Source organism: Bacillus sp. CBEL-1, assembly GCF_004348885.1.
GTDB classification, from domain to species: domain Bacteria; phylum Bacillota; class Bacilli; order Bacillales; family Bacillaceae_H; genus Priestia; species Priestia aryabhattai_A.
Map to the genome: position 1 here is coordinate 768,724 of NZ_SBIM01000013.1, position 22,885 is coordinate 791,608.

The following is a 22,885-nucleotide window of genomic DNA, read 5'->3' on the forward strand; positions in this document are numbered from 1 at the left end:
TTCTTATAACCTTTTAACATCCAGTATATAAATTGGTTTCGATGTTTAAAATTCTTCCTAACTCTTTAAGTTCATCTACTACGTCACCGTATACTAATGCAAAATGTGGCTCGTAACCTGCATGCATTAAATCATATAAAGTCTCCGTTACATCCGTAGCTAATTCTACTTCAACTGACGTACCGGTAAAAGGCTGTTCAACGTCAAGCGCCGTTCCTTTCATAATTAATAAACGATAACCGTCTGGTGTATGACTTACTCGGAACATCGTTACTTCTCCAGCTTTTAACCCAAAGTCCATTGCCAAGCCAATCTTTCTGTTAGGATGAACACCAGCTGTAGCTCCAGTATCTGGACGGGCTAACGAATAAGCACCAGCTCCACAGTGCCAAAATACAGCTGAATTTTTCTCTTCATCAATGTGAACTAAGTCTCCCAAATATGGAGCGTTTCCGTTGGCTAATTCTCTTAAGATAAACATGGAAATTGATCCATGAATATCAGATTCGCATGATGTTACCATTCCATCCTCTGTGAACTGAGACAGAGTTGAGCACGGTGCTGCTCCTAGATCATTGAAAAAATCTGGCCAACATCGCATAGCAAGTGATGTAAAACCTTCCTTCTCAATCTCTCGTTTTATATAAGTAGAAAATTGAGCAAACTTTTGCACGGTTTCATCATCGCGCTTCAGCCCTATTACTTGTTGTTCAGCACGATCTACTTCTCCAACCCATTCTGACTTTGGAATATGAATACATTCTTTAAATGCTTTTTGCAAATCTACTTTTTTTAAGGTAACACCAAATGCTTGATGCAGTTCATCTTCATCGGCTTGAGAGAAGAAGAATCCAGGTGGATAATCTCCGACTACTCCAACCTTCATATCTTTTAATGATTGAATGACACGCATTACGCTAAGCTGTTTAGTTAACTTGCGCTGCAGCTGTTCTTCATCAGGGTTTCCAAATACAAATGAGAATGGATGGTTATGATTTCTAAGTACGTTACTTGTACTATTGCCACCTGTTAACGAGTTTAGTCGCAAGCGACCGCCAACACTTGGTTCTCGAACAGACCATACCACAACAGGATTTGTAAAATATTCAAGCGTTTTCACCATAAACTCTCCATCGGCAAACGTTACGCTTTGATATAGTAAAGTATCAATTGACTCATGACGAATTGATTGTAGAAAGTCTTCTAACTCTTCTACAGATGTAAGAATTTCATTTGGTGCTATAACTTTGGCACAAGATGCTTGCAGCCAATTTTCACTTTGCTTGCGATATTGTTCTGCCATTTCAATATCAAATGTTTTTCTCCCGATTGGCAAATATAAAACAGATGTATTTAACATAAACTTTTCCCCTTTATTCCTTGTTTCTCTCATTCATCATAATGATTATATCATACATCACTACCTTTTAGTGATCTTTTTTAACTAAACAGAAAAAACTGCTGAAGAAACCGGCAGTTTTTTCTGTTTTTTTTACAGAGTAGAAATTTTTTCAAATAAAGCTTTCCATTCTGAACTTTTACGATAAAAAACTGGTGGATAACCGATAGGTGCTTCAACTGAAACTTCTCCACCTTGATACTCCTTACCACTCCACAGGTGAACCCAGTCATCCTCTGGTAGATACACATCCCATTTTGTCTGTAACTCTTGGTGTACAGGTGCTACTAATAGATCCTGACCATACAAATATTGATACTGAATCTCATAAGCTTTCTGATCTTGTTCATAATGCATAAACAGTGGACGCTGTACAGGTATACCGCGATCAGCATTTTCTTTTACAAGTGTCTTTGTATACGGTGCCAATGTTGTATATACAGTCGTCATTTTTGCTAAGTGTTCTAACGTTTCATCATCTCCGTCGAATTGGAAGCAATCATCGGGACGATTTCCTTCATGAGTTCGCATAAAAGGTGTAAACGCTGCCATCTCAGTCCATCTTAACAGCAGTTCCTTTGAACGCTTATTTCCATGAAGACTTGTATAACCACCAATGTCACTATGGTGTAATCCACATCCTGTCATACCAGATGACAGTGCTGCTGGTATCACAGAAGCTAATCCGTCGTCCAGAGACCAGTCAACACTTTGATCTCCTCCCCACAGGAGCGTACAATATTTTTGAATACCCGTATAGCCAGCTCGCATAAAATAAACGACTTCTCCAAGTTTACCTGCTTCAGAAACGGCTTCATAATTTGTTTTTGCCCAAAGTGTTGGCCACGCGTTGTGCATTTTTTTCGCATCTTCCTTATTTTTAAGCACTACATCTGTTGGCAAATACTCTCCGAAATCAGCCATCCAACCATCTAACCCAAACTCAATCATATTTGTTTGAATAACCTTTTTATACCACTCAGTCGCTTCTTCATTGGTGAAATCAACGACACCACAGTAAAACTCTCCAAAGTCTACTAAGTACGTTTCACCAGCTTCGTTTAATGCTAAATACCCTTTCTCATTTGCCTCCTTATATAACTGTCCCTCAACCGCTACGTAAGGATTAATATAGCCTAAAAAGCGTATGCCTTTTTGTTTCCATTCTACTATTTTTTGATCTAGTTTCGGATATTCATCTTGATTCCATTCCCAGTTCCACATTAGTCGCTTACCAAAAGACGTAATGCGTTTACCTTGCCAGTCCTGACACCATACCCCAGCAACTTTAACACCTTTCTCTAACGCTTTGTTTAGCTTTTCTTCAACAACTTCCGTTCCACCTTGAATGCCTAAAGTTACGCCATTATATACCCAATCAGGAAGCTCAGGCTGACGACCGAAAACTGCCGTCATCTTTTCAACTAGCTCCAAATACGTATCTGCCGTCTCAAATAATACGTATTGAGGAATTTCCCATATCTGAAGCTCATGAAAATTTGGATTACGAAAATCAAAATCTGCGTACGCAGTTGTTTCTACATGGCAATAGTACTTTTTCGTAGAAACGAATGTAGGTTGAGGGTAATTAGTATTGTAATAATCCCCTCCGGCTTTATCTTTAACATCAGCTTGCCACGTCGTATACGTTTTTTTATTGCGCCCTACACCAGGTTCAGAAGTCCAAAGTGGAAAGTTTTTACCTCTCATATTAAAATGTGAAAGCTGCTCTCCGCACCCGTATACTTTTTCTAATTTATCAGCTGCAACTCGAAGCCAAAAGCGATTGATCGATTCGTCTAGTTGCGTATACTCTAACTTTAAACGCCCTTCTTCTTCTGTGATACCAACAAGAAGAATCGGATCTTCACCTTTAAATGTAGAGAATTGAATTGTATAACCACTATCAGTTGGAGTAATTGCAGCGCACTTTAAGCCCATGCGTTCAACCAGGTAGTCTTGTATATTGAAATTGCCTCGATACATTTCAATGTTTTCTTCCCCAACTCCAACAAATATACTAGGTTTTTCAACTGTGTGTTTTATAAAAAGTTGATTGTTAAAAAACAGCTCAAATCCGTTATCAATTTCCTTTAAATAAATCCCTGTCATTGTTGTCTTTAACATATAGCCGTTCTCCTTTACCTTACATTTTTATTAAGCGGGAAACTGCTTATTATCTGTCTTAACAGTTGTATTTTTTTCTACATATTGTCCATACTTTTTATTCCATCTCGTCAAAGAGACATAGCCCAAAATAGCGGTAACCACAAACAATCCTAAAAGTGCTGGCCAGAAATACGGAGAAACCACGCCACCTGCATAGGCTAAGCCAATTGGTGAAAAGACAATGTAAAATGCAAACATTAAACCAAGTAATACGATTGAGACAAGCAGTGAATATTTCCACGGCTTCATATCTACTTTTGGTCTAGGAATGAAGTTCCATGCTTCTTTTCTTGGTGAAATCTTTCCAATAATCAACATCATCGCTACTTCGGTAAAGAAAAGAATAGCGTAAACATGAATAAAGTTAATATCTACTTTAAATCCAAATAAATGATTGGTTCCCCATAAAAGCATGTAGTATGTAACAACATGAAAACCAATCGCGACTTTTGCAGCAACTGCTGGCACACGCTTTGCAAAGATACCGACTAATACAATGGCAATCACAGGAATATTAAAGAATCCTGTAAAGCGACGAATTAACTCCCATAGTCCATCCGGAGCAAACATTAGTAGCGGGGAAATAAAGAAACTAACAAGCGCTAACACGGCCCCGAACCATTTACTTAAACTAAGTAACTTTTGATCCGTTACGTTTGGACGAAGCGGTTTATACACGTCTAAAGCAAACATCGTAGCTGCTGAGTTAATAAGAGCATTAAAGGTACTAAATACTGCTCCCAGCAGCACCACTAAAAAGAATCCCTGTAAATACCAAGGTAAAATATTAGATACTAAAGTCGGAAATGCTAAGTCTACAGGATTCATGTCCCCTCCATATAAGTGGAAGGCAATGATACCCGGAATCATCATAAAGATTGGAACTAATAGTTTAAAAAATCCTGTATATAATACTCCTTTTTGTCCCTCAGCTAGATTAGCCGCTCCAAGGGTACGCTGAATTGCATACTGATTGGTTCCCCAATAAAATAGGTTTGCCCAAATCATTCCTGTAAAAATTGTTAAAAAAGGCACAGAATCTGTACTGGATCCAACTGCATTCATCTTTTCTGGATGTACAGTTGTAATGGTCTTAAGCCCCGCACCGATACTTCCATCGCCCAATTGAAACAATCCGATTAAAGGAATAATGGAACAAACGATGATTAAACCGATTCCAATAAACGTATCGGAAACCGCAATGGCTTTCATTCCTCCGAAAATAGCAAAGAATGCGCCAATGATCCCAATAGTCCAAACCATTAACCAAACGGATTGGATATAAGAAATTCCTAGTAAACTCGGAATATCAAACAGTTTCATCAGAGCTAATGCACCTGAATATAAAGTAGAAGGAATCGTAACAAGGACGTACCCTAACATAAATAGTAAAACAGCTAAACGCCTTACGCCTTCATCATAACGATCTCTCAAAAACTGTGGTAGTGTTGTAAATGCTCCGCCTAAATAGCGAGGTAGTAAGATAAGCGTCATAATAACAATTGCAATAACCGCTGTTACTTCCCAAGCCATATTTGTCATGTTCGCTGCATACGATTGACCATTTAACCCAATCATTTGCTCTGCAGATAAGTTCGTTAAAATTAAAGCTCCAGCAATAAATCCACCGGACAAGCCACGCCCTGCTAAAAAGTATCCTTCCGTTGTGGTGTTTGTACCCTTTGTCTTTTTATACGTCCACCAACCGAGTAGTGCCATAAACACTAAACAGGACAGAAGTGTAAATAATGGACTTTGATTTTGCACGTTTTATTCCCCCTACACCAATATTTGCTTTAATATTCAGTAATTAACTTGTATATTATCACCTTTTATTCCAGGGTGTGCACCTTTATCAATGAGTATTTTACGATCTGGATGAGCTAAAAGCCATTTATTCTTCATAAAAAGCAGCTGATCACTTTTACTATCCACTCCACCAGCTAAAGGTTCGTTCGTTCCTTTTGGCAAAATAACAATCGTTTTAAACCCTTCATCTGTTACTTTACATGGAGCAAAATGAAGCGTTGTACCATATAGCTCTACAGCGGTCCCTTCCGGAATAAAGAAAGCGTCTACATTTTTAGAGTCATATAACCCTTCTGAAATATCTTGCACCTTCCCTAGCAACAAAACCATATCGGTTACAGCAAAATTAATTTCATTACCTTGATGATACTCCAGCCCGTTTAAAGAAGTATTTAAACCATTACAGTAACCAATTTGGATAGGCATCTGACCATATGAATTTGCTTCAATCTGCTTCTTTAATGATTTTTCTTCCATTATACTGTCTGAAGCTACGTATATATTTCCCTCGCTAGGAATTTGTATCTCTTCCATATAAGCCTTTATTTCATCAAAATTATAGTCTGTGATAACCTTCCCATAATTCTTAAATTGTTTTTCTTCTACATGATAAAAAGATAGGTGTGAATTCAGGCTTTTTAACTGCTCAAACTTAGACATCAACAATCGCTTCCTTTGTTGTAAAATGCTTATCTAAAAAGCTCCTCTAAGGATTATTGATAATGCTACTAAGAGGAGCTTTCTATTTATCTAGTATATTACTTTAAAACCGTTTGTTCGGTAATTGTATTATCCCATGCTTTTCTAAATTTATCTAACCCATAATCTGTAAATGGATGATAGAAGCTTTCTTTATACACATCAAACCCACACGTCACAATATGAGCACCTGCTTTTGCCGCATCTGCAATTTGCTTACCGTTTCGTAACGCTGCTACGATAACTTCTGTTTCGTAATTATAGTTTTGATAGATTTTAATAATATCTTGAATGTAAGCTGTCGCATCGTCTCCACTATTTTCTTTCCAGCCTACAAAAGGAGAAACGAATTTGGCACCAACTCTAGCCGGTTGCAATGCCTGAGATGGAGAAAAGACAAGCGTAACGTTAGTTGATATTCCGTCTTTTTCAAGTTCTTTTGCCGCAATCAATCCAGGCTCTGTGCATGGAATTTTAATAATAAAGTTTGGTGAAAGTTGAGCAATTTTTCTACCTTCATGAACCATCTCTTTCGCATCATCTAAATGTGGATTGATCTCTGCTGAAATTGGAAAATTTGCAACGCCTTCAAACTCTTTTGCTAGCTCATCTAACACCGTTAAAAATGGTTTACCGCTATTCATTATGTGTCGTGGATTAGTTGTCACTCCATCAATTGCCCAATTCTCATAAGCATATGTAATTTCATTTAAGATTGCACTGTCTAAAAAATATTTCATTTTTTCCATCCCCTTGTTTATTATAATTATTTACTAAACATCATAACATAGGTATCTTTTTTTAAAAGTAATTACCTTTGTTTATAATAATATGAAAACGTATCCAAAATTTCAAGTCTTTTTTTGAAATTTTTTTATACAAAAAGCACATGAAGAAATTCATGCGCTTTTTAATCTATATATTGATGTTTTTATTTTCATTCATTTCATTACAAAAATAAACCGTACAACCAATATTATCTTTATGATCTTTTACCAGCGTATCTTTAGAAAATGAGCGGATTGAACGATAAATAAGCCAATCTCCAGCACCGCCCCCAACTAATAATGTTGAGATTGCTACAAGCATGCCGTTGCCAACTACCAATCCTATAATGAGCGGAACAAATCCTGTAAGAAGTACAGGTAACAACAGTGCCATGCGAAAAGCTCGCATAGGAATGGCAACTTTACAGTGTGCGTAACAAATCATGTGTTTCCAAATAAAACCAAACTTTAAATCTGATAAATTTACCTTTCCAAACCACAAAAAACCAATTCCATGAAGCAATTCATGAAGAAAAATCAATAAAAAATAAAAACCGATAAACTTAAAAAAGAACATTAAAGTAATGGTAAATTCTAATCCCCAAAGCCATGTGTAAACAATCGTACTAAGCAATACAACCCCCAATGTGTAATAAGATGCTTTTCTATTAACATCTTTGGGATCTAAAAAAATGGAAACTTCTTGCTCCAAGGAAAATCTTCCCCCTTTCCATTTAACAACAATAAAAACGTATATAAGAACTTATTTTCAGCATAATGAACCCTTTGTGAAAGACTGCATATGATATAGCAAGTCCATATTAAGGAGGTGCCTCTAATCGAAAGCTGGTTAAATGTTATCGCCAATGTGGGTTTTCCAATTGCGGTCGCCTTTTATTTGCTCATTCGCTTTGAGAAAAAAATTGATGACTTGACCAAAACTATCAACCATATTGCAACTATCATCGAGGAGAAAAAAAAAGACGCGCAGTAAAAACGTACAAGCTTATATTTTCAAACATTCAGCAAAAAAGACAACAATGCCAACTAGATTATGCTATTAGCTGGCACTTTTTTTAGTTTCCTTGTAAAGTAGATTGCATAGCTCCCACTCCTGGAAGTGAAGATAAGATGACTTGGTCACCTTGATAACTTAACACATCCAGATCGCTATCTAACCACAAGGGAGCATCTAAATCAAAGTACTGAACATTTGGATGTGCTGCTGCAAAGTGTGCTGCCGCCCCTACAGAAAAACAAGGTTCCATCATGCTACCAATCATACAACCCACACCGTTTGCTTCTGCAATACTCGCAATTTTCCATGCTTCGTTTATTCCACCGCACTTCATAAGCTTAATATTTAATAAATCTACATAGCGCCCTGCGACAAGCTTTAACGCGTCCTTTACTGAAAACAAGCTTTCATCTGCCATAATAAGTGTAGAAACCCGATTAGTCACAAACTTTAGGCCATCTAAATCATAGGAAGGAACTGGCTGTTCAATAAACTCAATGTTAAAGTTTCTACTTTCCATCTCATGAATAATCTGCACAGCTTGTTTCGCACGCCAACCTTGATTTGCATCTAAACGAAGCTTTATGTATGAAGGAATAGCTTCGTGAATTTTCTGTATGCGTTCAATATCTAACTCTGGATTCGCCCCAACCTTTATTTTAAGTACTTGAAAGCCGTCAGCTACGGCTGATTTAGCAGCTTTCGTCATCTTCTCTGGAGTGTCTACACCAATGGTCATACAGGTGGAAAGTGTTTTTTTACCCCCTAAGTAAGTATGAAGCGGAACTTCTATCAATCTACTATATGCGTCGTGAAGAGCAATATCAGCAGCAGCTTTAGCACTAGTATTTCCTATACAGCAAGACTGTACGCTTTGAAGTAACAGTTGAAATTCTTTAACATCTCTTCCAATTATCGCAGCTTTAATAGGCCCTTTAAGAGCTGCTAAAATGCTCTCTAACGAATCACCTGTAATCACATACGTTGGGGCAGCCGCTCCTCTACCCGTTATTCCATTTTCTAACGTAATAATCACTTCAACGCTTTCAATTTCTGTGGCTGTTCGGAGCGCTGTTTTAAATGGTACTTTTAACGGAATGGTTTCATGCTTTACTTCAAGGTTTTTAATAATCATTTGGCACACTCCCACTTTTTAATCCAAAATTATTACTTGTGTTTGCGTTTTCCCCACATACTTATAGGTAAGAGCCACTCGTTCATTTCCCTTCTTCAGCGAATACCATATGAGGTTTTGTTTCTTTGTAATAGCGAAGTCTGTCTTCTAACGTGCCCGTATGTACTTCAAACTTATGCCCGTCTGGGTCCGTGAAATAAATTGATTCTCTATCACGCTCATCTCTTGTTCTTCCTTTTAAAATTGGTACATGATAAGCCGCTAGTTTTGTCTCAAAACATTTTAAATCTCCAGCTTTAATTGAAAACGCAAAATGGGTATAGGAATCGTGAATCTCATTTCTTTGAATATGTTTCTCTTCATTTAACGCTATCCATAAACCATTTAAATCCAAATAAGCTGTGGCTGTGCCAGTAACAAGAAGATTAGCACCTAGGACCTGCTCATAAAAACCGATTGACTCAGCTAAATTAGATACTGAAAAGCAGCAGTGATTTATTCCTTGAATCATGTTGTCCTCCACCTTTTGTCTAGATAGTAGAACCACTAACTATATACATATACTACCATATCATTTTTGTTTTTATCTTATTATTTTAAATTTTCTTCCTATTTTTGTATACTAAATAAGTAATTTATACAAAGGGTGGTGTCTCATGTTTTTTAGTAAAGTGAGAGAAAAGGAAGTCATTAATTGGCTAGAAGCACATTCATATCGTCTAGCTGAGCCTATAGATTGTGCTTCTCAAGACTTTTCATTTTTAAAGTCAGTTATTCAAGATAAACGAATTGTCTGGCTTGGTGAAAATGGGCACTTCATTCGTGAACACACCATGTTAAAAGAAAAGATAATTTCATTCTTGCATAAAGAGATGGGTTTTAACGTATTGGCATTCGAAAGCGGCCTTGCTGAGGCATACGGAGCAAATGAATTGAAAGAAGCGTCAACACCAGGAGCTTTCATGAAAAATAGTATTTATTCTTTATGGGCAACAGAAGATACCGAGCCCCTTTTTCATCTATTAAAAAGACAAGAATTTCGTTTAGCTGGAATTGATATAAACCCTTCTTCAACCCCTGACACCTTTTTAAGATTTGTAGCAAAATTACAGCCATTGGTTACAGAAGAACAGCTACAAGCATTTGAATTTATTGAACGAGGTGCATATGAGTGGTACTACAAAATTGGTCAATATACAGCGGCACGAAAAAAAGTACCAAACGATGTGTTGCAGCTCTTTAAACATTTTAAAGAACAAGCAATCACAAAGGTTAACGATCTGATAAAATCAATTCAATTTCACCTTCTTAATGAACGAGAACAAGCTAAAGAAACTTATCTATACGTCATGCAGCGTTCGTTAGCTAACCGCTTATATTTTCTGAATCACCTGACAGAAGATCATCGCACTTATAAAAAAGTGCGTGAACAACGACTTTGTGAAAATGTTGAATGGTTGTGCAATGAACTTTATCCAAATGAAAAAATCATCATTTGGGCTCATAACATGCATATTTTTAAAAATTTCCGTTCGTTCTTTTCAAAGTTTGAACCAATGGGCTCTAAGATATCAAAAACCCTTCAGAATGACTCTTACTATATGGGTCTGTTTATGTATGAAGGCGAAACTATAACAGATACGGGTCAAGCTTATAAACTAAGCAAGCCACCTAAAAAAAGTTTGGAAGACTACCTCTCTAAGGTGAATTCACCTACTACGTTTGTAGATTTTTCTCAACTACAAAAGCAACGGGAAAACGAATGGATATTCAAAAAAACGATTTTCTTAGATAGCGGAACCATGCAAACATTAATTACGCCCCGCGAACAAATGGATGGAGCTCTTTTTGTGCAAAAAGTTTCACCTCCTCCATTCAAAAAAGAAGGTGAGAAATAACAGAACAAATGTTCAAAAAAGAAAAAATTTCTTTACGTTGTCTAAACTCGTTCCCAACATTGTTTTCACAATTAAAACAACCTGAACGATTAAAAATTCTTTCCTTTTAATCGTTCAGGTTTATCATTAGCTGAATTCCTTATGTTCCCGTCTGTCTTCTAAATCTTCATTTTCTGCAAACGCAGCGCATTTAACACAACGGATACAGAACTGAACGCCATGGCTGCTCCAGCTAACCACGGTGCCAAAAATCCTATTGCAGCAATTGGAATTCCAATAGTATTGTAGCCGAATGCCCAAAAGAGATTTTGTTTAATGTTACGCATTGTTGCTTTACTCATTTGCAAAGCATGAACGATGCTTGTAAGGTCACCTCTCATAAGCGTTAAGTCTGCTGCTTCAATCGCAACGTCCGTACCGGTTCCAATCGCCATTCCAACGTCAGCCACTGCTAGAGCCGGTGCATCATTTAAGCCGTCACCAACCATTGCCACTTTTGACCCTTGAGCCTGCAGCTTTTGAATTTCGGCTGCTTTTTCTTCTGGTAATACTTCAGCAAGCACATGATGAATTCCCACTTCATTAGCAATAGCATTTGCTGTTTGCTTATTATCACCTGTAATCATCACAACGTGAAGTCCCATTTCTTTTAGGGCCTTAATAGCTTTCGCTGACGTTTCTTTAACCGTATCAGCAACTGCTACAAACCCTGCATATTCACTGTTTAAAGCAATTAGCATAACCGTTTTCCCCTGAGACTCAATTTCTGAAATGAGTGATTCAACACCCGCAACTTCAATACCAGAATCAGACATAAGCTTTCTCGTACCCACTAAAATTTCCTCATCCTCTATAATCGCTTTTATACCATGTCCAGGTATTGCTTCAAAAGCTGAAATTTTTAGCAAACTAAGATTTTGTTCAGAAGCCTTTTTGACAATGGCGCGTGCTAATGGATGCTCAGACTGACTTTCAGCAGAGGCAACAAGCTGTAAAAGCTTTTCTTGGCTTGCGCCTGTTTCCGTCACAATATCCGTTACTTGTGGCTCACCCTTTGTCACGGTACCAGTTTTGTCTAACACGATCGTATCTACTTCATGAGCTGCTTCTAGATGCTCACCGCCTTTAAATAAAACACCTAGTTCGGCTGCTCGACCTGATCCTGCCATAATTGACGTTGGGGTAGCTAGACCTAATGCACAAGGGCAGGCAATTACAAGTACAGCAATCATTTTTTCAAGCGCTGAAGCAAAGTCACTAGGATCAAGCACCATATACCAAACAAAAAACGTAACGATTGCTATTGCTACAACAATGGGAACAAAAATACCTGAAATACGGTCAGCCACGCGTTGAATAGGGGCTTTAGAACCTTGTGCGCTTTCCACAACTCTTATAATTTGTGCAAGGGCTGTTTCTTTTCCCACTTTTGTTGCTTTTACTTTTAAAAAGCCATTTTTGTTCACTGTGGCTCCCGTCACATCATCACCAATCGATTTTTCAACCGGAATACTTTCTCCTGTTAGCATGGACTCATCAATTGCAGATTGTCCTTCTATTACCTCACCGTCTACTGGAATTTTTTCGCCTGGCTTCACATAAACAACGTCTCCGTGCTTCACTTCTTCAATAGGGATTTCAACCTGTTGATTTTCTCGCTCTACAATTGCCGTTTTTGCTTGTAAACTTAAAAGCGTTCGAATTGCCTCTGAAGAGCGCCCTTTTGCTTTAGCTTCAAATAATTTCCCGAGTAAAATAAGGGTAATTAAGATTGCGCTTGTTTCATAATAAAGTTCAATCATATGAGCATTTGAACCAATGGATTGAATCGATAAATAAACGCTGTAAAAATAAGCAGCGCTCGTTCCTAAAGCCACCAAAACATCCATATTTGCACTTTTATTCCTTAGCGCTTTATAGGCTCCAACATAAAACTGTCCACCGATAAGAAATTGAACTGGCGTAGCAAGGGCCATTTGAAACCATGGATTTAAAAACATCGGCGGTACAGGAATAAAGGCCGTAAAGGAAAAGTGACTAACCATGGCCCAAAGTAGCGGGATACTTAATATTGCTGCAATTAAAAATTTGAGCTCTTGTTGATTGGTTACTTTTTCACGGATATTTTCGTTTTTTTCAGCCTTTAAAGACGCACCGTATCCTAATTTTTCAATTCTATTAATGATGGTAGATAGATCAATTTGTTCTTCATTATATTTTAGAGTTGCCGTTTCTAATGCAAGATTCACGTTTACATGAGCAATTCCCTGCTGCTTTCCTAATACCTTTTCGATTCTGCTTGAACAAGCTGCACAGGTCATCCCGGTTATGTCTAGTTCTTCTGTTTCATAAATGACATCATATCCTAGATTCTGCACTTTTTCTTCAAAAACGCGTGGCTGAACTACTTCAGGTGTATAGCGAATTGTTGCTTTTTCTAATGCAAGGTTAACAGCTGCATCTTCAACTCCATCTATTTTTTTAAAACTTTTTTCAATTCGGCTTGCACAGGCTGAGCACGTCATACCCTCTATACGTAACGTAATGTCTTTTTGGCTTTTCATAGAACCCCTCCTCATATACCCTATATAGGTATATTAATTTTTAAAAGAGAACGTGCGAAGTTATTCGCACGCGATTTTACGCTACGTCATAGCCTTGATCATCAATTGATTCTTTAATCGTTTCAAGGCTGACTTTACTTTCATCATATTCAACTTCAACCGTTGCTGATTCTAAATTAACCTTTACACTTTTTACACCGCTTAATTCTGATACTGCACCTTCAACTGCTTTTACACAATGTCCACAAGACATACCTTGTACTGATAATACTGTTTGTTCCATCTTTTCCAGCTCCTTTTTTATTTCATTAATCTTTTAATTGTTGTTAATAACTCATCTACTACTTGCTCGTCGCCCTCTTGTACTCTTTCTACAACACAGTGCTTTAAATGACCTTCTAATAAAATTTTACTGACACTATTTAAAGCTGACTGAACAGCCGATATTTGCGTAATGACATCATCACAGTACGTATCCTTATCAATTAACCCTTTAATTCCCCGAATTTGTCCTTCAATTCGATTAAGGCGACTCGTTAAGTTTTTCTTTACTTCTGGAGAATGATGACTTCGCCTTGCATTACCTGCATGGCAATCTACTTTTACTTCCGACCCACGGTTTTCTTCCATCCAAAAACCACCTTTCATAATTGAATTATAATGTACCCCCCCACCCTATGTAAAGTATTATGTACAATAAAAAGCTTCTCCACTACAGGAGAAGCTCTTATACATTAAGTTATTTTTTTAGTTTATCCCAAGTACTTTCAAATGATTTAAACAATTCTTCTTCCGTTACTTGACCACCAACATACTCTTGAAGTGAAGCACCAAATTCTTCTTTCACACCATCCGGGAACTTCATAAACTGCCAAGGCATTGTTTGTCCTTCTTCAGAGTACTTTAAGATTTCCGCACCTAATGGACCGATATCTTTTGCGTCCGCTTCAATTGTCTTAAATGCAGGAACATACTTAAACTCTTCTACAAGTGCACGCTTGCCTTCTTCCGATGTTACCATCCAGTTTAAGAAATCTTTTGCTGCTTCTTTATCTGCTTCTGGTGCACCATTATGAACAACCCAGCTGCTTGGTACATCAACTGAGATTTTCCCTTTCACATTCCCACCGTCACCAAGAGGCATTGGCATAACACCTAAATCTAAGTCTGGATTAATTTTATCAAGCATTGGCTGAATCCAGTTTCCTTGTTGAATAATAGCTGCTTCACCCGTTGCAAAGTTTGTTACTTGCGTATTGTAATCCGTTGTCAACGAGTTTTTATTTCCATACTTAATTGTTAAATCTAATAGCTTAATATAGTCTTTAAACTGCTGGTTACCTGAAATTTTTCCAGTACCTTCGTTTAAGCTCTTGATAAAAGCATCAGGGTCTTCTTGAGCAGAGAATGGAATGTTTAAACCATGATTTCCTAATACCCACCATTCACCATATCCAATTGAAAACGGCGTGATTCCCGCTGCTTTTAACTTCTTAGCTGCTGCTTCTAGTTCATCTAACGTCTGTGGTACTTCTTTAATGCCCGCTTTTTTAAAAAGCTCTTTGTTATACGTAAAGCCGTATCCTTCTAAGTTCATCGGCTGACCATATACCTTGCCGTCAATCGTCATTGGATCTAACGTATTATCAAATGCATCTTTCACCCAAGGCTCATCAGATAAATCTTCAAGCTTGTCTTTCCAGGTAACGGCTTCTTGATAGCCACCGTTTGAGAAGATATCAGGCTCATTTCCAGAAGCAAACTTCGCTTTTAGTGCTGCTGCACCGTCTGCACCGCCTCCAACTGTTTCAATGTTGAATGTTACGTTTGGATTTTCTTTTGTATATTGATCCGTTAATGCTTTTAGCTGATCTGCAATCTCAACTTTTCCTTGGAAAATATCAACAACAACTTGATCACCTTTTGCGCCACCGCTTGCATTATCTCCAGACGAACTATCGCTAGAGCACGCTGCTGTAAATAAAAGAGATGCTGATAGTACACCTGCTGCTAAGGGAAGTTTTTTTAGTTTCATGTTTGGTTCCTCCTATGTTTGGAACCTATGCTCATTAATTATGAGCATAGGTTCCAAGTTTATTATTTAATAGACCCACTTGTAATTCCTTTGATAATATGTTTTTGCATCGAAAAGAAAAAGATTAATAATGGAATGATGCTTAACATTAATGCTGCTAGTGCTAAATCCCACTGCTTTGTGTATTGTCCAAAGAAGAAAAACGTTGCTAGTGGAATTGTACGTAATGATGGATCTTGCAGAACAAGTAATGGTAATAAGAAATCGTTCCAAATCCATAAGCTGTTTAAGATAATAATCGTTACCGTAATTGGCTTTAATAAAGGGAATACAATTCTCCAAAATACACCAAACGTGGAGCACCCATCAATAATTGCTGCTTCTTCTAATTCCACTGGTATCCCTTTAATGAACCCGTGATATAAGAAGATTGCTAACCCAGAACCAAATCCTAGATACATCACAACTAGTCCCCAAATGCTGTTCATTAATCCAAATGAACTTGCCGCTTTTACTAAAGGAATCATAATTGATTGGAAAGGAATAACCATGGCTGCTACGAAGAGCAAAAAGATAAAATTACTGAACTTTGATTTTGTACGTACAAGCATATATGCTCCCATTGAACAAAAGATCACAATAACTAGGTTGCTTGCTACTGTAATAATTAGTGAATTCTTGAAAACTCGTAAGTAATCCATTCTTTCAAAAGCTGTTACGTAGTTTTGCCATTGAAAAGCCGATGGTAAAGCTGATGTATTGGTTAAAATTTCTGCAAACGGCTTTAATGAGTTAGCAATAACATAGTAAAACGGAGCAAGGAAGATTAAACCTAAGACAATTGCTAAGATTTCAATAATAAACGTCTTTCCTGTATACTTGTTGCCCATTAAGATTCAACCTCCTTCTTCTTCGTATACATAACTTGAAGCGTTGTAATACCTGCTACGATTAAGAAGAAAATCAGTGCTTTTGCTTCTCCAATACCATAACGGTTATTAACGAAAGCCTCTGTATAAATGTTAAGCGCTAACATTTCTGTTGATTTAAACGGACCACCGTTTGTTAATGATAAGTTTACATCAAATATTTTAAATGAGGACGAAATAGTTAAGAATAAACAAATTGTGACGGCTGGTGCTACCATTGGTAGTGTAATATGGCGAAGTGTTTGCCAACGGTTTGCCCCGTCAATTCTTGCTGCTTCAAGAAGCTCTTGCGGAACGTTTTGCAAAGCTGCTACGTAGATAATCATGATATACCCTGCGCCTTGCCATACGCTGACAATAACAATTCCCCAAAATGCAGTATTAGCATCTCCTAACCAAGGAAGCTCAAAAAGTGACCAACCCGTTAATTGACCGATAGACGAAAAACCTCGAATAAAAATGAATTGCCATACAAATCCCAGTAATAGTCCGCCAATTAAGTTAGGCAAGAAGAAAACTGTTCTTAAAATATTTCTTGTCTTAAGCATCTGTGTGACCAGTAAAGCTAGGCTAAATCCGACCACATTTGTTAATAAAATAGCGACAACGGTGTACTTCGCGGTTAGAATGAAGGAAGCATGAAATTGCTTATCTTCAAAAAGTAAGTATTTAAAGTTATCTAACCCTACCCACTCAATATTTCCTGTTACACCATTCCAATTTGTAAAGGCGTAATAAACACCAGATAAAAATGGATATAAAACAATCATACTAAATGCTAAAAAGACGGGCCCTACAAACAAGGTAAATATTCCTGCTTTTTTCCACTTTTTACGATTATTTGTGCGAATTGACGACTGCGTTTGTTTTGTTTTTTGTACTGAAATTACTTCTTTTTCTTGCAATTTGCTTTGGCTCTCCATGTAACCGCACCTCCTATATGCTCTCATTTTAGTGCAGCATGAACCTTTTTGAAACCGATTACATTGACAAAAAGGGTGGAAAATATTGAACTCTTCGCCTAAAAGCAACAAAAATCGATGATTTTACACCCCCGACTTTTTAACTAGCAGCAAAATCCCTTGCTTACTCTTCTACCTTTTGTACCTTGTGAGAGAAATATGAAAAAATTATAATGTAAAAGAATTTATAAAAAAGGATGGTATCAAAATGCCTCTTCGTTATGTTTGTCCACACTGCCAAGGAAGCGGAACGAAATTTGGATTTGCGCTGCTTTCATTTATAAAGTGTAAAGTATGCGGTGGAGATGGCCATGTCATCATGTCAAACATGATGTCTTCTAGTCATGATAAACAAAGTCCAAAAGAACATGCCGACAGTCAAGACCAAGCAAAATAAAAAACGAAACTATTCAATATAAAACAGCCGCCTATTCTTGAAAGAATAGGCGGCTGTTTCAATTCCATTACCATGTTGCTAAATAAGACCCTTTTCCCTTTGCTGGTGTATGATAGTTTTGGTTCTCACCATCTTGCCAAATAATTTCCCCACCTTGATCTTTAATATAAAACTTAAATTCGTACTGACGATCCGCGGCTAAATCAAAATTTCCCTCAAAGATTCCGTCTGACTTTTGCTTTAAGATGTAGTGATAGCTGCTTGTATTCCAACGTCCTAACTCTCCTCGATTACCCGTTACATGAAGGGTTTGTCCTTTTTCTAGCTGTACACCACTTACCTTCAGCGTAACCGGTAAGGGTTCTAGCGCGAGCTTATCTTTTAACATCCTAAGTTCGTTGGTTGGATTGCCGGCTTCGTCAAATAGATACGTCATACGAAGAAGCGTAAACCCATCAAAGTCATAGTTAAATACCATTTCAGACGCGTTATCAAATCCCCACTCATTATTAATAATCGGAAGTGCATTTTCTCCATTCAACGAAAGGTTACGCTCGTTTGCTAATGTAGCAATTTGAGTTACTAACGTTTTTGGAGCACTATAATAAGGAGCTGTTTGTGCATCCTGGTCGCCCATTTCTAAACAGGTAAACGTTAATGCCATATTTGATTTTTTAAATTGATCTAGAAGCTTAGCATAATCATAATAACCTGTGCTGTACTCAGCAGCATGTGGCATTTCAGGATCATTCATCTTCCAATGCACACCGGAAATTTTTGCGCCTACTTCTACGTCAAACGTACGATCAAAATATTTATGAGCTTGCTTTGAAATGGTCTGTAGGTGATCTTCAAGAGCCCCTTGATACCATTTCATGAAATCTTTTCCATATGAAGTGTTGTAAGCTTCTCCTTTTCTAAAGAAAGCATCTCCATCAGCTGGAGGTTCAATTTTATCCCACGTCTTAAATGATGTTCCCCACGCCTTGTTAAGATTTTTAATGTTTTTATATTGATGCTTCATTTCATCTCTAAAATCTTCTTTTGCACCTTCTGTATATGCTTGTAACTGACCACGCTCTGGATAACCCCATCCGTCTGCAAACTGATAAGATGGGTAGCGGAGTTCGCCTGCTGGTCCACCGCTTAAATAAATTTTACTAATAACATCATCATAGTCAGCAAAGTTTTTAGCAAATGAACGGTATAATTCGCCATACTGCTTCTCAATTCCACCCCACCAAGGTGCTAATGCTTCTTTGTTAACAAAGCCACTTTCACTTTTGAATGCCATGTTTTCAATGTCATCTTTTTTCCATAACCAATTAGGTATCGGATAGTTACAATCATCTCCTACGTTACCACCACATTGATGTGTAGATAAAATAGGAACCCATTTCAGCCCTGAATCTTCCACAGCGCTTGCATACTTTTTATAATAAGACCAATCAAATTGATTATCTCCTTTTGCTTCAACAATTCCCCACCAAACATCTGTTGTTAATCCGTATACACCATTTTTCTTCATCTGAACAAGCTGACGTTCGAACTGATCCCAATCTGTGATTTCTCCTAAAGGAGCCATAACATACAGCTTGTAATCCGATTTGACTTCTGCTTGAGCACTCGTATAGCTTGTAAATATAATTGCTATACTCATGATGAATACTAACAGTACTTTCACACTTTTCCCCATCTCTTTTCCCCCTTATTATTGTTAAAAGTATTCATCGTTTTTTTGTGCAACCGTTTGCAATTTTTACAAAAGATGAATTTCTTTTCTAGAAAATTATAGAAACTCCGTTCGTATTCGTCAATTCACTTTTTTATTTTTTTGAAAAATGAGTCATTTGATCTACCCTTTACCCAGCACCTTTCTTTTTTTCAAGGTGTGTTCATGCTATTCTTAAAGTAGAAAAGTATTTTGAAAGGGTGACGCGCTATGGATAAACCATCGATTAAGTTAATTGCTCTTGATATGGATGGTACACTATTAAATACAAAAGGCGAAATTTCACATGGAAACCGAAAAGCTATAGCAGAAGCAGAAGAAAAAGGAATACATGTTGTTTTAAGTACAGGACGTTCACGCCCAACTAGTATTAAATTTGCCGAGTCATTAAAGCTGTCATCTTATATTATTAATGTAAACGGGAGTGAAATCTGGGACGGTGAAGGCAATTTAATTGAGCGGACGATTTTAGAACCAGATTACATACAAGAGATGTGGGATTTAAAGCAAAAGCATGACTTAACCTTTTGGGCTGTTACAAGCGAAAAGGTATGGAAAGACGATTTTCCAACCGATATTACAAGTCATGAATGGCTAAAGTTCGGGTATGACATCCATGATGATGATACAAGAAAGCTAATTTTGAACACGCTAACTAAAAACAAAAATCTTGAGATTACGAATTCTAGCCCAACAAATCTTGAAATCAACGCTCTTGGAATCAATAAAGCAAAAGCACTAAAAACTGTTTGTGAACGTTTAAATCTATCAATAAACGAAGTAATGGCCATGGGGGATAGCCTAAACGATATCGCCATGATTACAGAAGCTGGAGTAGGCATAGCCATGGGTAATGCGCAAGATGTGGTAAAGAAAGCGGCTGACTGGATAACTGAAACTAATGATCAAGATGGTGTTGCTAAAGCTATTTACCATTGGGCTATAAAGTAAGAGTTATATTTGCAATTCCTCAAAAGAGGCTGAGACATAAGTAGTTTAGTCCCTGCTATACCTGAATGGTTAAGAGTTCTTTGCTTTTAATCGTTCAGGTTTTTTTGATTGTGAAAACAATGCTGGAAACAGAGTGGAATGGAGCGTAGGATACTCGACTCCTGGGGGAAAGAAAGGGAGAACTGAGATCCCGCACCGCAGAAAGCGAATAGGCGCAGTGCAATGAATCGAACGCGTTCTAACAATGTGAAGCGGTAAAAAAAGGAATTGCTGGTCTTTTTTTAATTTGTTTTATTATGCCCTACTTTCTTTTACTTTTTTTACATTATTCATAAGTAACGTTGAATGAGGCATACTAACGAGCATATAAGGTTCAAAGAACAATATGCCTTATATAGGAGGTACTTCCAGCATGCTCAAACATGTTAAAATCTCTGAAAAGCAATTCATCGTGCTACTTAGCCTTTACATAATCGGGAGTGCTATTTTAGTTATCCCATCTATTATTGTTTCAATTGCAAAACAAGATGCTTGGATTACGAGTATTTTAACCCTTGTTATCGCTTTGGGGATATTGCCTTTATACATAGCGCTAGGAAAGCGATATCCAACAATGCTATTTACGGAATTCACCGAAGAAATTCTCGGCAAATGGATTGGCAAAGTATTTTCTATTATCTTTTTAACCTTCCCCGTAATAGCAGGTTCTTTGACGCTTTATAATATTGGTGACTTTATCATTACGCAAGTTATGCCTGAAACCCCCATTGTTCCCATTTACGTATTTGTGTTAAGCGTATCGTTGTTTGGCGTTCGCTTAGGACTTGAGGTTTTAGCACGTTCCGGTGAAATCCTATTCCCATGGGTCATTGCTCTCTTTAGCTTACTCGTACTATTTCTTACTAAACAAATTAACTTTGATCACTTTCAGCCATTCTTTACTATGGGTTTGCGGCCTATTTTCATTTCTACAGTTCACTTTTTGACATTTCCATTTTTGGATACCGTTGTTTTTTTAATGATTTTTCCTTATGTTAAATGGACGAGTAAAAAGCGCACACCTGTTTATATCGGTACACTGATTGGCGGTGTTTTCTTAATTATCATTATTTTTCTTTGTGTTTTAGTTTTAGGAGTAGATCAGACCTCTACTCGCCTTTCTCCTACCTACCTATTGGCTAAAGAAATTAATGTGACAAATTTCATAACCCGCATTGAAGTAATTGTAGCTATCATCTGGTTTATTTCAATTTTTTTCAAGCTTAGCATTTTGCTGTTTGTATTAAATTTAGGAGTAGCTCAGCTTTTTAACCTAACTACTTACCGTTTCTTAACTTTGCCTTTAGGATTATTATTTTTAGCTTCCTCCAATATTTTCGTACCTAATGGTCCTTTTTTGGGAAGTTACACACTTACTACTTCTCCCTTTTATACAGGCACAATTGGCTTTGCTTTACCTTTTCTCCTTTTTGTCATCGATGGAATAAAGAAAAAGCTAGTTGATTCTTAGCTATTTTACTTAACGAACGTTTAATTTTACGCTACACTACCCTATGAAAGCGTTAAATTAAAAAGGATAGGGAGACTAAAAAATGACAACAGAAAAAGAAAAAATGATTGCAGGCGAAATGTACATATCTGGAGATTCTGAATTGATTAAAGATCGCACTCATGCAAGAAAGATAACAAGATTATTTAATCAAGCAGTTGAGACAGATGATACTTACCGTATGAGTTTAATAAAAGAGTTGTTTGGTTCCACTGGAGAAAATATCTATATTGAACCAATCTTCCGCTGTGACTATGGATACAACATTCATGTAGGCGAAAACTTTTATGCAAACTTTGATTGCTTAATTTTAGATATCTGTCCTGTAACTATCGGTGATAACTGTATGCTCGCACCAGGCGTTCATATTTATACAGCTACTCACCCGCTTGATCCTGTTGAACGTAACAGCGGTAGAGAATACGGAAAGCCTGTGGTCATTGGAAATAACGTTTGGATTGGGGGCCGCGCTATCATCAATCCAGGCGTTACTATTGGTGATAATGCAGTCATTGCATCAGGAGCCGTTGTAACGAAAGACGTTCCTCCAAACACAGTTGTTGGTGGAAACCCTGCACGAGTTATTAAAGAAATTAATAGATAACGGGGACAATGAAAGCTGGAACATAAGTATTTCAGCTAAGCAAATATCCGAACTTTTGTGAATTACCTTGCAATGGTTCGGATATTTTTTCTTTGCTCCGAAAATGCATGGAATGAATCGTAATGAACAACGAACATGTTCTTATAACCTAAATCCGTTAGAAACGTCATAATTCGCCTTTAAGAAGAACTCTTTTCTTTGTGTTTCAGCCTCTTTTTTGAAATCAGGTAGTTTGTCCAATCCCTTTTTTGTAGCAACGCATATGATA

General features: G+C 37.3%; 21 protein-coding genes. 6 read left to right on the forward strand and 15 right to left on the reverse strand.

Translation table 11 applies throughout. From position 1 onward, the window contains the following. Nucleotides 1-13 precede the first annotated feature (13 nt). The 6 genes from sftI to EPL02_RS13940 all read right to left on the reverse strand — a co-directional run bounded on the left by sftI (nt 14) and on the right by EPL02_RS13940 (nt 7,555). Nucleotides 14-1,360 carry a sulfoquinovose isomerase gene (gene sftI, locus EPL02_RS13915; protein ID WP_094912121.1) on the reverse strand — a complete coding sequence of 449 codons (1,347 nt, stop codon included), beginning with the start codon at nt 1,358-1,360 and terminating at the stop codon, nt 14-16. 132 nt (nt 1,361-1,492) lie between these two features. Next, nucleotides 1,493-3,526, reverse strand: coding sequence for an alpha-glucosidase (locus EPL02_RS13920; RefSeq protein ID WP_131888031.1), 2,034 nt, complete (start codon nt 3,524-3,526; stop codon nt 1,493-1,495). A 30-nt stretch (nt 3,527-3,556) separates the two neighbouring features. Continuing rightward, the gene (locus EPL02_RS13925; protein WP_094912120.1) at nt 3,557-5,335 is read right to left on the reverse strand and encodes a solute:sodium symporter family transporter; all 1,779 of its coding nucleotides are present in this window, start codon (nt 5,333-5,335) and stop codon (nt 3,557-3,559) included. A gap of 36 nt (nt 5,336-5,371) precedes the next feature. Beyond that, nucleotides 5,372-6,037 carry a DUF4867 family protein gene (locus tag EPL02_RS13930; protein ID WP_131888032.1) on the reverse strand — a complete coding sequence of 222 codons (666 nt, stop codon included), beginning with the start codon at nt 6,035-6,037 and terminating at the stop codon, nt 5,372-5,374. Nucleotides 6,038-6,135: 98 nt separating this feature from the next. Continuing rightward, on the reverse strand, nt 6,136-6,816 hold the full coding sequence (locus tag EPL02_RS13935) for a transaldolase family protein (protein WP_094912118.1): 681 nt from the start codon (nt 6,814-6,816) through the stop codon (nt 6,136-6,138). 175 nt (nt 6,817-6,991) lie between these two features. Beyond that, nucleotides 6,992-7,555 (reverse strand): DUF3267 domain-containing protein, encoded by a 564-nt coding sequence (locus tag EPL02_RS13940; RefSeq protein WP_131888033.1) that lies wholly within the window; start codon nt 7,553-7,555, stop codon nt 6,992-6,994. Between the two features lie 156 nt (nt 7,556-7,711). On the opposite strand from EPL02_RS13940, the gene EPL02_RS13945 reads away from it, so the two are divergent. Further along, on the forward strand, nt 7,712-7,837 hold the full coding sequence (locus EPL02_RS13945; protein WP_256993378.1) for a YvrJ family protein: 126 nt from the start codon (nt 7,712-7,714) through the stop codon (nt 7,835-7,837). Between the two features lie 82 nt (nt 7,838-7,919). On the opposite strand, the gene EPL02_RS13950 is transcribed toward EPL02_RS13945, so the two are convergent. Continuing rightward, nucleotides 7,920-8,996, reverse strand: coding sequence for a dipeptide epimerase (locus tag EPL02_RS13950; protein WP_131888034.1), 1,077 nt, complete (start codon nt 8,994-8,996; stop codon nt 7,920-7,922). An 82-nt stretch (nt 8,997-9,078) separates the two neighbouring features. Next, nucleotides 9,079-9,507, reverse strand: coding sequence for a metallothiol transferase FosB (gene fosB / locus EPL02_RS13955; RefSeq protein ID WP_131888035.1), 429 nt, complete (start codon nt 9,505-9,507; stop codon nt 9,079-9,081). A 145-nt stretch (nt 9,508-9,652) separates the two neighbouring features. Between fosB and EPL02_RS13960 the strand changes: the two genes are divergently transcribed. Continuing rightward, nucleotides 9,653-10,894 (forward strand): erythromycin esterase family protein, encoded by a 1,242-nt coding sequence (locus EPL02_RS13960; protein WP_131888036.1) that lies wholly within the window; start codon nt 9,653-9,655, stop codon nt 10,892-10,894. Between the two features lie 158 nt (nt 10,895-11,052). Here EPL02_RS13960 and EPL02_RS13965 read toward each other — a convergent pair whose 3' ends face one another. The 6 genes from EPL02_RS13965 to EPL02_RS13990 form a co-directional block, all read right to left on the reverse strand. Beyond that, nucleotides 11,053-13,458: a heavy metal translocating P-type ATPase gene (locus tag EPL02_RS13965; RefSeq protein WP_094912113.1), complete on the reverse strand. Its 2,406-nt coding sequence runs from the start codon at nt 13,456-13,458 to the stop codon at nt 11,053-11,055. A gap of 76 nt (nt 13,459-13,534) precedes the next feature. Beyond that, entirely contained in the window at nt 13,535-13,741 is a 207-nt protein-coding gene (gene copZ / locus EPL02_RS13970; protein ID WP_094912112.1) for a copper chaperone CopZ, read from the reverse strand. 17 nt (nt 13,742-13,758) lie between these two features. Then, nucleotides 13,759-14,088 carry a metal-sensitive transcriptional regulator gene (locus tag EPL02_RS13975; protein ID WP_131888037.1) on the reverse strand — a complete coding sequence of 110 codons (330 nt, stop codon included), beginning with the start codon at nt 14,086-14,088 and terminating at the stop codon, nt 13,759-13,761. Between the two features lie 109 nt (nt 14,089-14,197). Beyond that, nucleotides 14,198-15,493 (reverse strand): ABC transporter substrate-binding protein, encoded by a 1,296-nt coding sequence (locus tag EPL02_RS13980; protein WP_131888038.1) that lies wholly within the window; start codon nt 15,491-15,493, stop codon nt 14,198-14,200. A 62-nt stretch (nt 15,494-15,555) separates the two neighbouring features. Continuing rightward, the gene (locus tag EPL02_RS13985) at nt 15,556-16,383 is read right to left on the reverse strand and encodes a carbohydrate ABC transporter permease (RefSeq protein WP_094912109.1); all 828 of its coding nucleotides are present in this window, start codon (nt 16,381-16,383) and stop codon (nt 15,556-15,558) included. Beyond that, the gene (locus EPL02_RS13990; protein WP_094912108.1) at nt 16,383-17,345 is read right to left on the reverse strand and encodes a carbohydrate ABC transporter permease; all 963 of its coding nucleotides are present in this window, start codon (nt 17,343-17,345) and stop codon (nt 16,383-16,385) included. The genes EPL02_RS13985 and EPL02_RS13990 overlap by 1 nt, the downstream gene beginning before the upstream one ends. Before the next feature lie 247 nt (nt 17,346-17,592). Between EPL02_RS13990 and EPL02_RS13995 the strand changes: the two genes are divergently transcribed. Then, nucleotides 17,593-17,781, forward strand: a complete 189-nt coding sequence (locus EPL02_RS13995; RefSeq protein WP_094912107.1) for a hypothetical protein — start codon at nt 17,593-17,595, stop codon at nt 17,779-17,781. A gap of 67 nt (nt 17,782-17,848) precedes the next feature. On the opposite strand, the gene EPL02_RS14000 is transcribed toward EPL02_RS13995, so the two are convergent. Next, nucleotides 17,849-19,477: a family 14 glycosylhydrolase gene (locus tag EPL02_RS14000; protein ID WP_131888039.1), complete on the reverse strand. Its 1,629-nt coding sequence runs from the start codon at nt 19,475-19,477 to the stop codon at nt 17,849-17,851. A 246-nt stretch (nt 19,478-19,723) separates the two neighbouring features. On the opposite strand from EPL02_RS14000, the gene EPL02_RS14005 reads away from it, so the two are divergent. From EPL02_RS14005 to maa, 3 genes are all read left to right on the forward strand, one after another. After that, the gene (locus EPL02_RS14005) at nt 19,724-20,464 is read left to right on the forward strand and encodes a Cof-type HAD-IIB family hydrolase (protein ID WP_094912105.1); all 741 of its coding nucleotides are present in this window, start codon (nt 19,724-19,726) and stop codon (nt 20,462-20,464) included. A 412-nt stretch (nt 20,465-20,876) separates the two neighbouring features. Then, nucleotides 20,877-21,974, forward strand: a complete 1,098-nt coding sequence (locus EPL02_RS14010) for a GerAB/ArcD/ProY family transporter (protein ID WP_165932580.1) — start codon at nt 20,877-20,879, stop codon at nt 21,972-21,974. A gap of 82 nt (nt 21,975-22,056) precedes the next feature. Continuing rightward, the gene (gene maa, locus EPL02_RS14015) at nt 22,057-22,617 is read left to right on the forward strand and encodes a maltose O-acetyltransferase (protein WP_131888041.1); all 561 of its coding nucleotides are present in this window, start codon (nt 22,057-22,059) and stop codon (nt 22,615-22,617) included. The last annotated feature ends 268 nt before the right edge of the window (nt 22,618-22,885 follow it).

What these genes read in the sequence shown, in the direction of transcription:
- fosB (WP_131888035.1), bottom strand. Translation starts at nt 9,507, where the DNA reads ATGATTCAAGGAATAAATCACTGCTGCTTTTCAGTATCTAATTTAGCT.
- EPL02_RS13930 (WP_131888032.1), bottom strand. Translation starts at nt 6,037, where the DNA reads ATGTCTAAGTTTGAGCAGTTAAAAAGCCTGAATTCACACCTATCTTTT.
- EPL02_RS13975 (WP_131888037.1), bottom strand. Translation starts at nt 14,088, where the DNA reads ATGGAAGAAAACCGTGGGTCGGAAGTAAAAGTAGATTGCCATGCAGGT.
- maa (WP_131888041.1), top strand. Translation starts at nt 22,057, where the DNA reads ATGACAACAGAAAAAGAAAAAATGATTGCAGGCGAAATGTACATATCT.
- EPL02_RS13965 (WP_094912113.1), bottom strand. Translation starts at nt 13,458, where the DNA reads ATGAAAAGCCAAAAAGACATTACGTTACGTATAGAGGGTATGACGTGC.
- EPL02_RS13980 (WP_131888038.1), bottom strand. Translation starts at nt 15,493, where the DNA reads ATGAAACTAAAAAAACTTCCCTTAGCAGCAGGTGTACTATCAGCATCT.
- EPL02_RS14010 (WP_165932580.1), top strand. Translation starts at nt 20,877, where the DNA reads ATGCTCAAACATGTTAAAATCTCTGAAAAGCAATTCATCGTGCTACTT.
- EPL02_RS13990 (WP_094912108.1), bottom strand. Translation starts at nt 17,345, where the DNA reads ATGGAGAGCCAAAGCAAATTGCAAGAAAAAGAAGTAATTTCAGTACAA.
- EPL02_RS13995 (WP_094912107.1), top strand. Translation starts at nt 17,593, where the DNA reads ATGCCTCTTCGTTATGTTTGTCCACACTGCCAAGGAAGCGGAACGAAA.
- EPL02_RS13935 (WP_094912118.1), bottom strand. Translation starts at nt 6,816, where the DNA reads ATGAAATATTTTTTAGACAGTGCAATCTTAAATGAAATTACATATGCT.
- EPL02_RS14005 (WP_094912105.1), top strand. Translation starts at nt 19,724, where the DNA reads ATGGATAAACCATCGATTAAGTTAATTGCTCTTGATATGGATGGTACA.
- EPL02_RS13920 (WP_131888031.1), bottom strand. Translation starts at nt 3,526, where the DNA reads ATGTTAAAGACAACAATGACAGGGATTTATTTAAAGGAAATTGATAAC.
- EPL02_RS13985 (WP_094912109.1), bottom strand. Translation starts at nt 16,383, where the DNA reads ATGGGCAACAAGTATACAGGAAAGACGTTTATTATTGAAATCTTAGCA.
- sftI (WP_094912121.1), bottom strand. Translation starts at nt 1,360, where the DNA reads ATGTTAAATACATCTGTTTTATATTTGCCAATCGGGAGAAAAACATTT.
- copZ (WP_094912112.1), bottom strand. Translation starts at nt 13,741, where the DNA reads ATGGAACAAACAGTATTATCAGTACAAGGTATGTCTTGTGGACATTGT.
- EPL02_RS14000 (WP_131888039.1), bottom strand. Translation starts at nt 19,477, where the DNA reads ATGGGGAAAAGTGTGAAAGTACTGTTAGTATTCATCATGAGTATAGCA.
- EPL02_RS13960 (WP_131888036.1), top strand. Translation starts at nt 9,653, where the DNA reads ATGTTTTTTAGTAAAGTGAGAGAAAAGGAAGTCATTAATTGGCTAGAA.
- EPL02_RS13950 (WP_131888034.1), bottom strand. Translation starts at nt 8,996, where the DNA reads ATGATTATTAAAAACCTTGAAGTAAAGCATGAAACCATTCCGTTAAAA.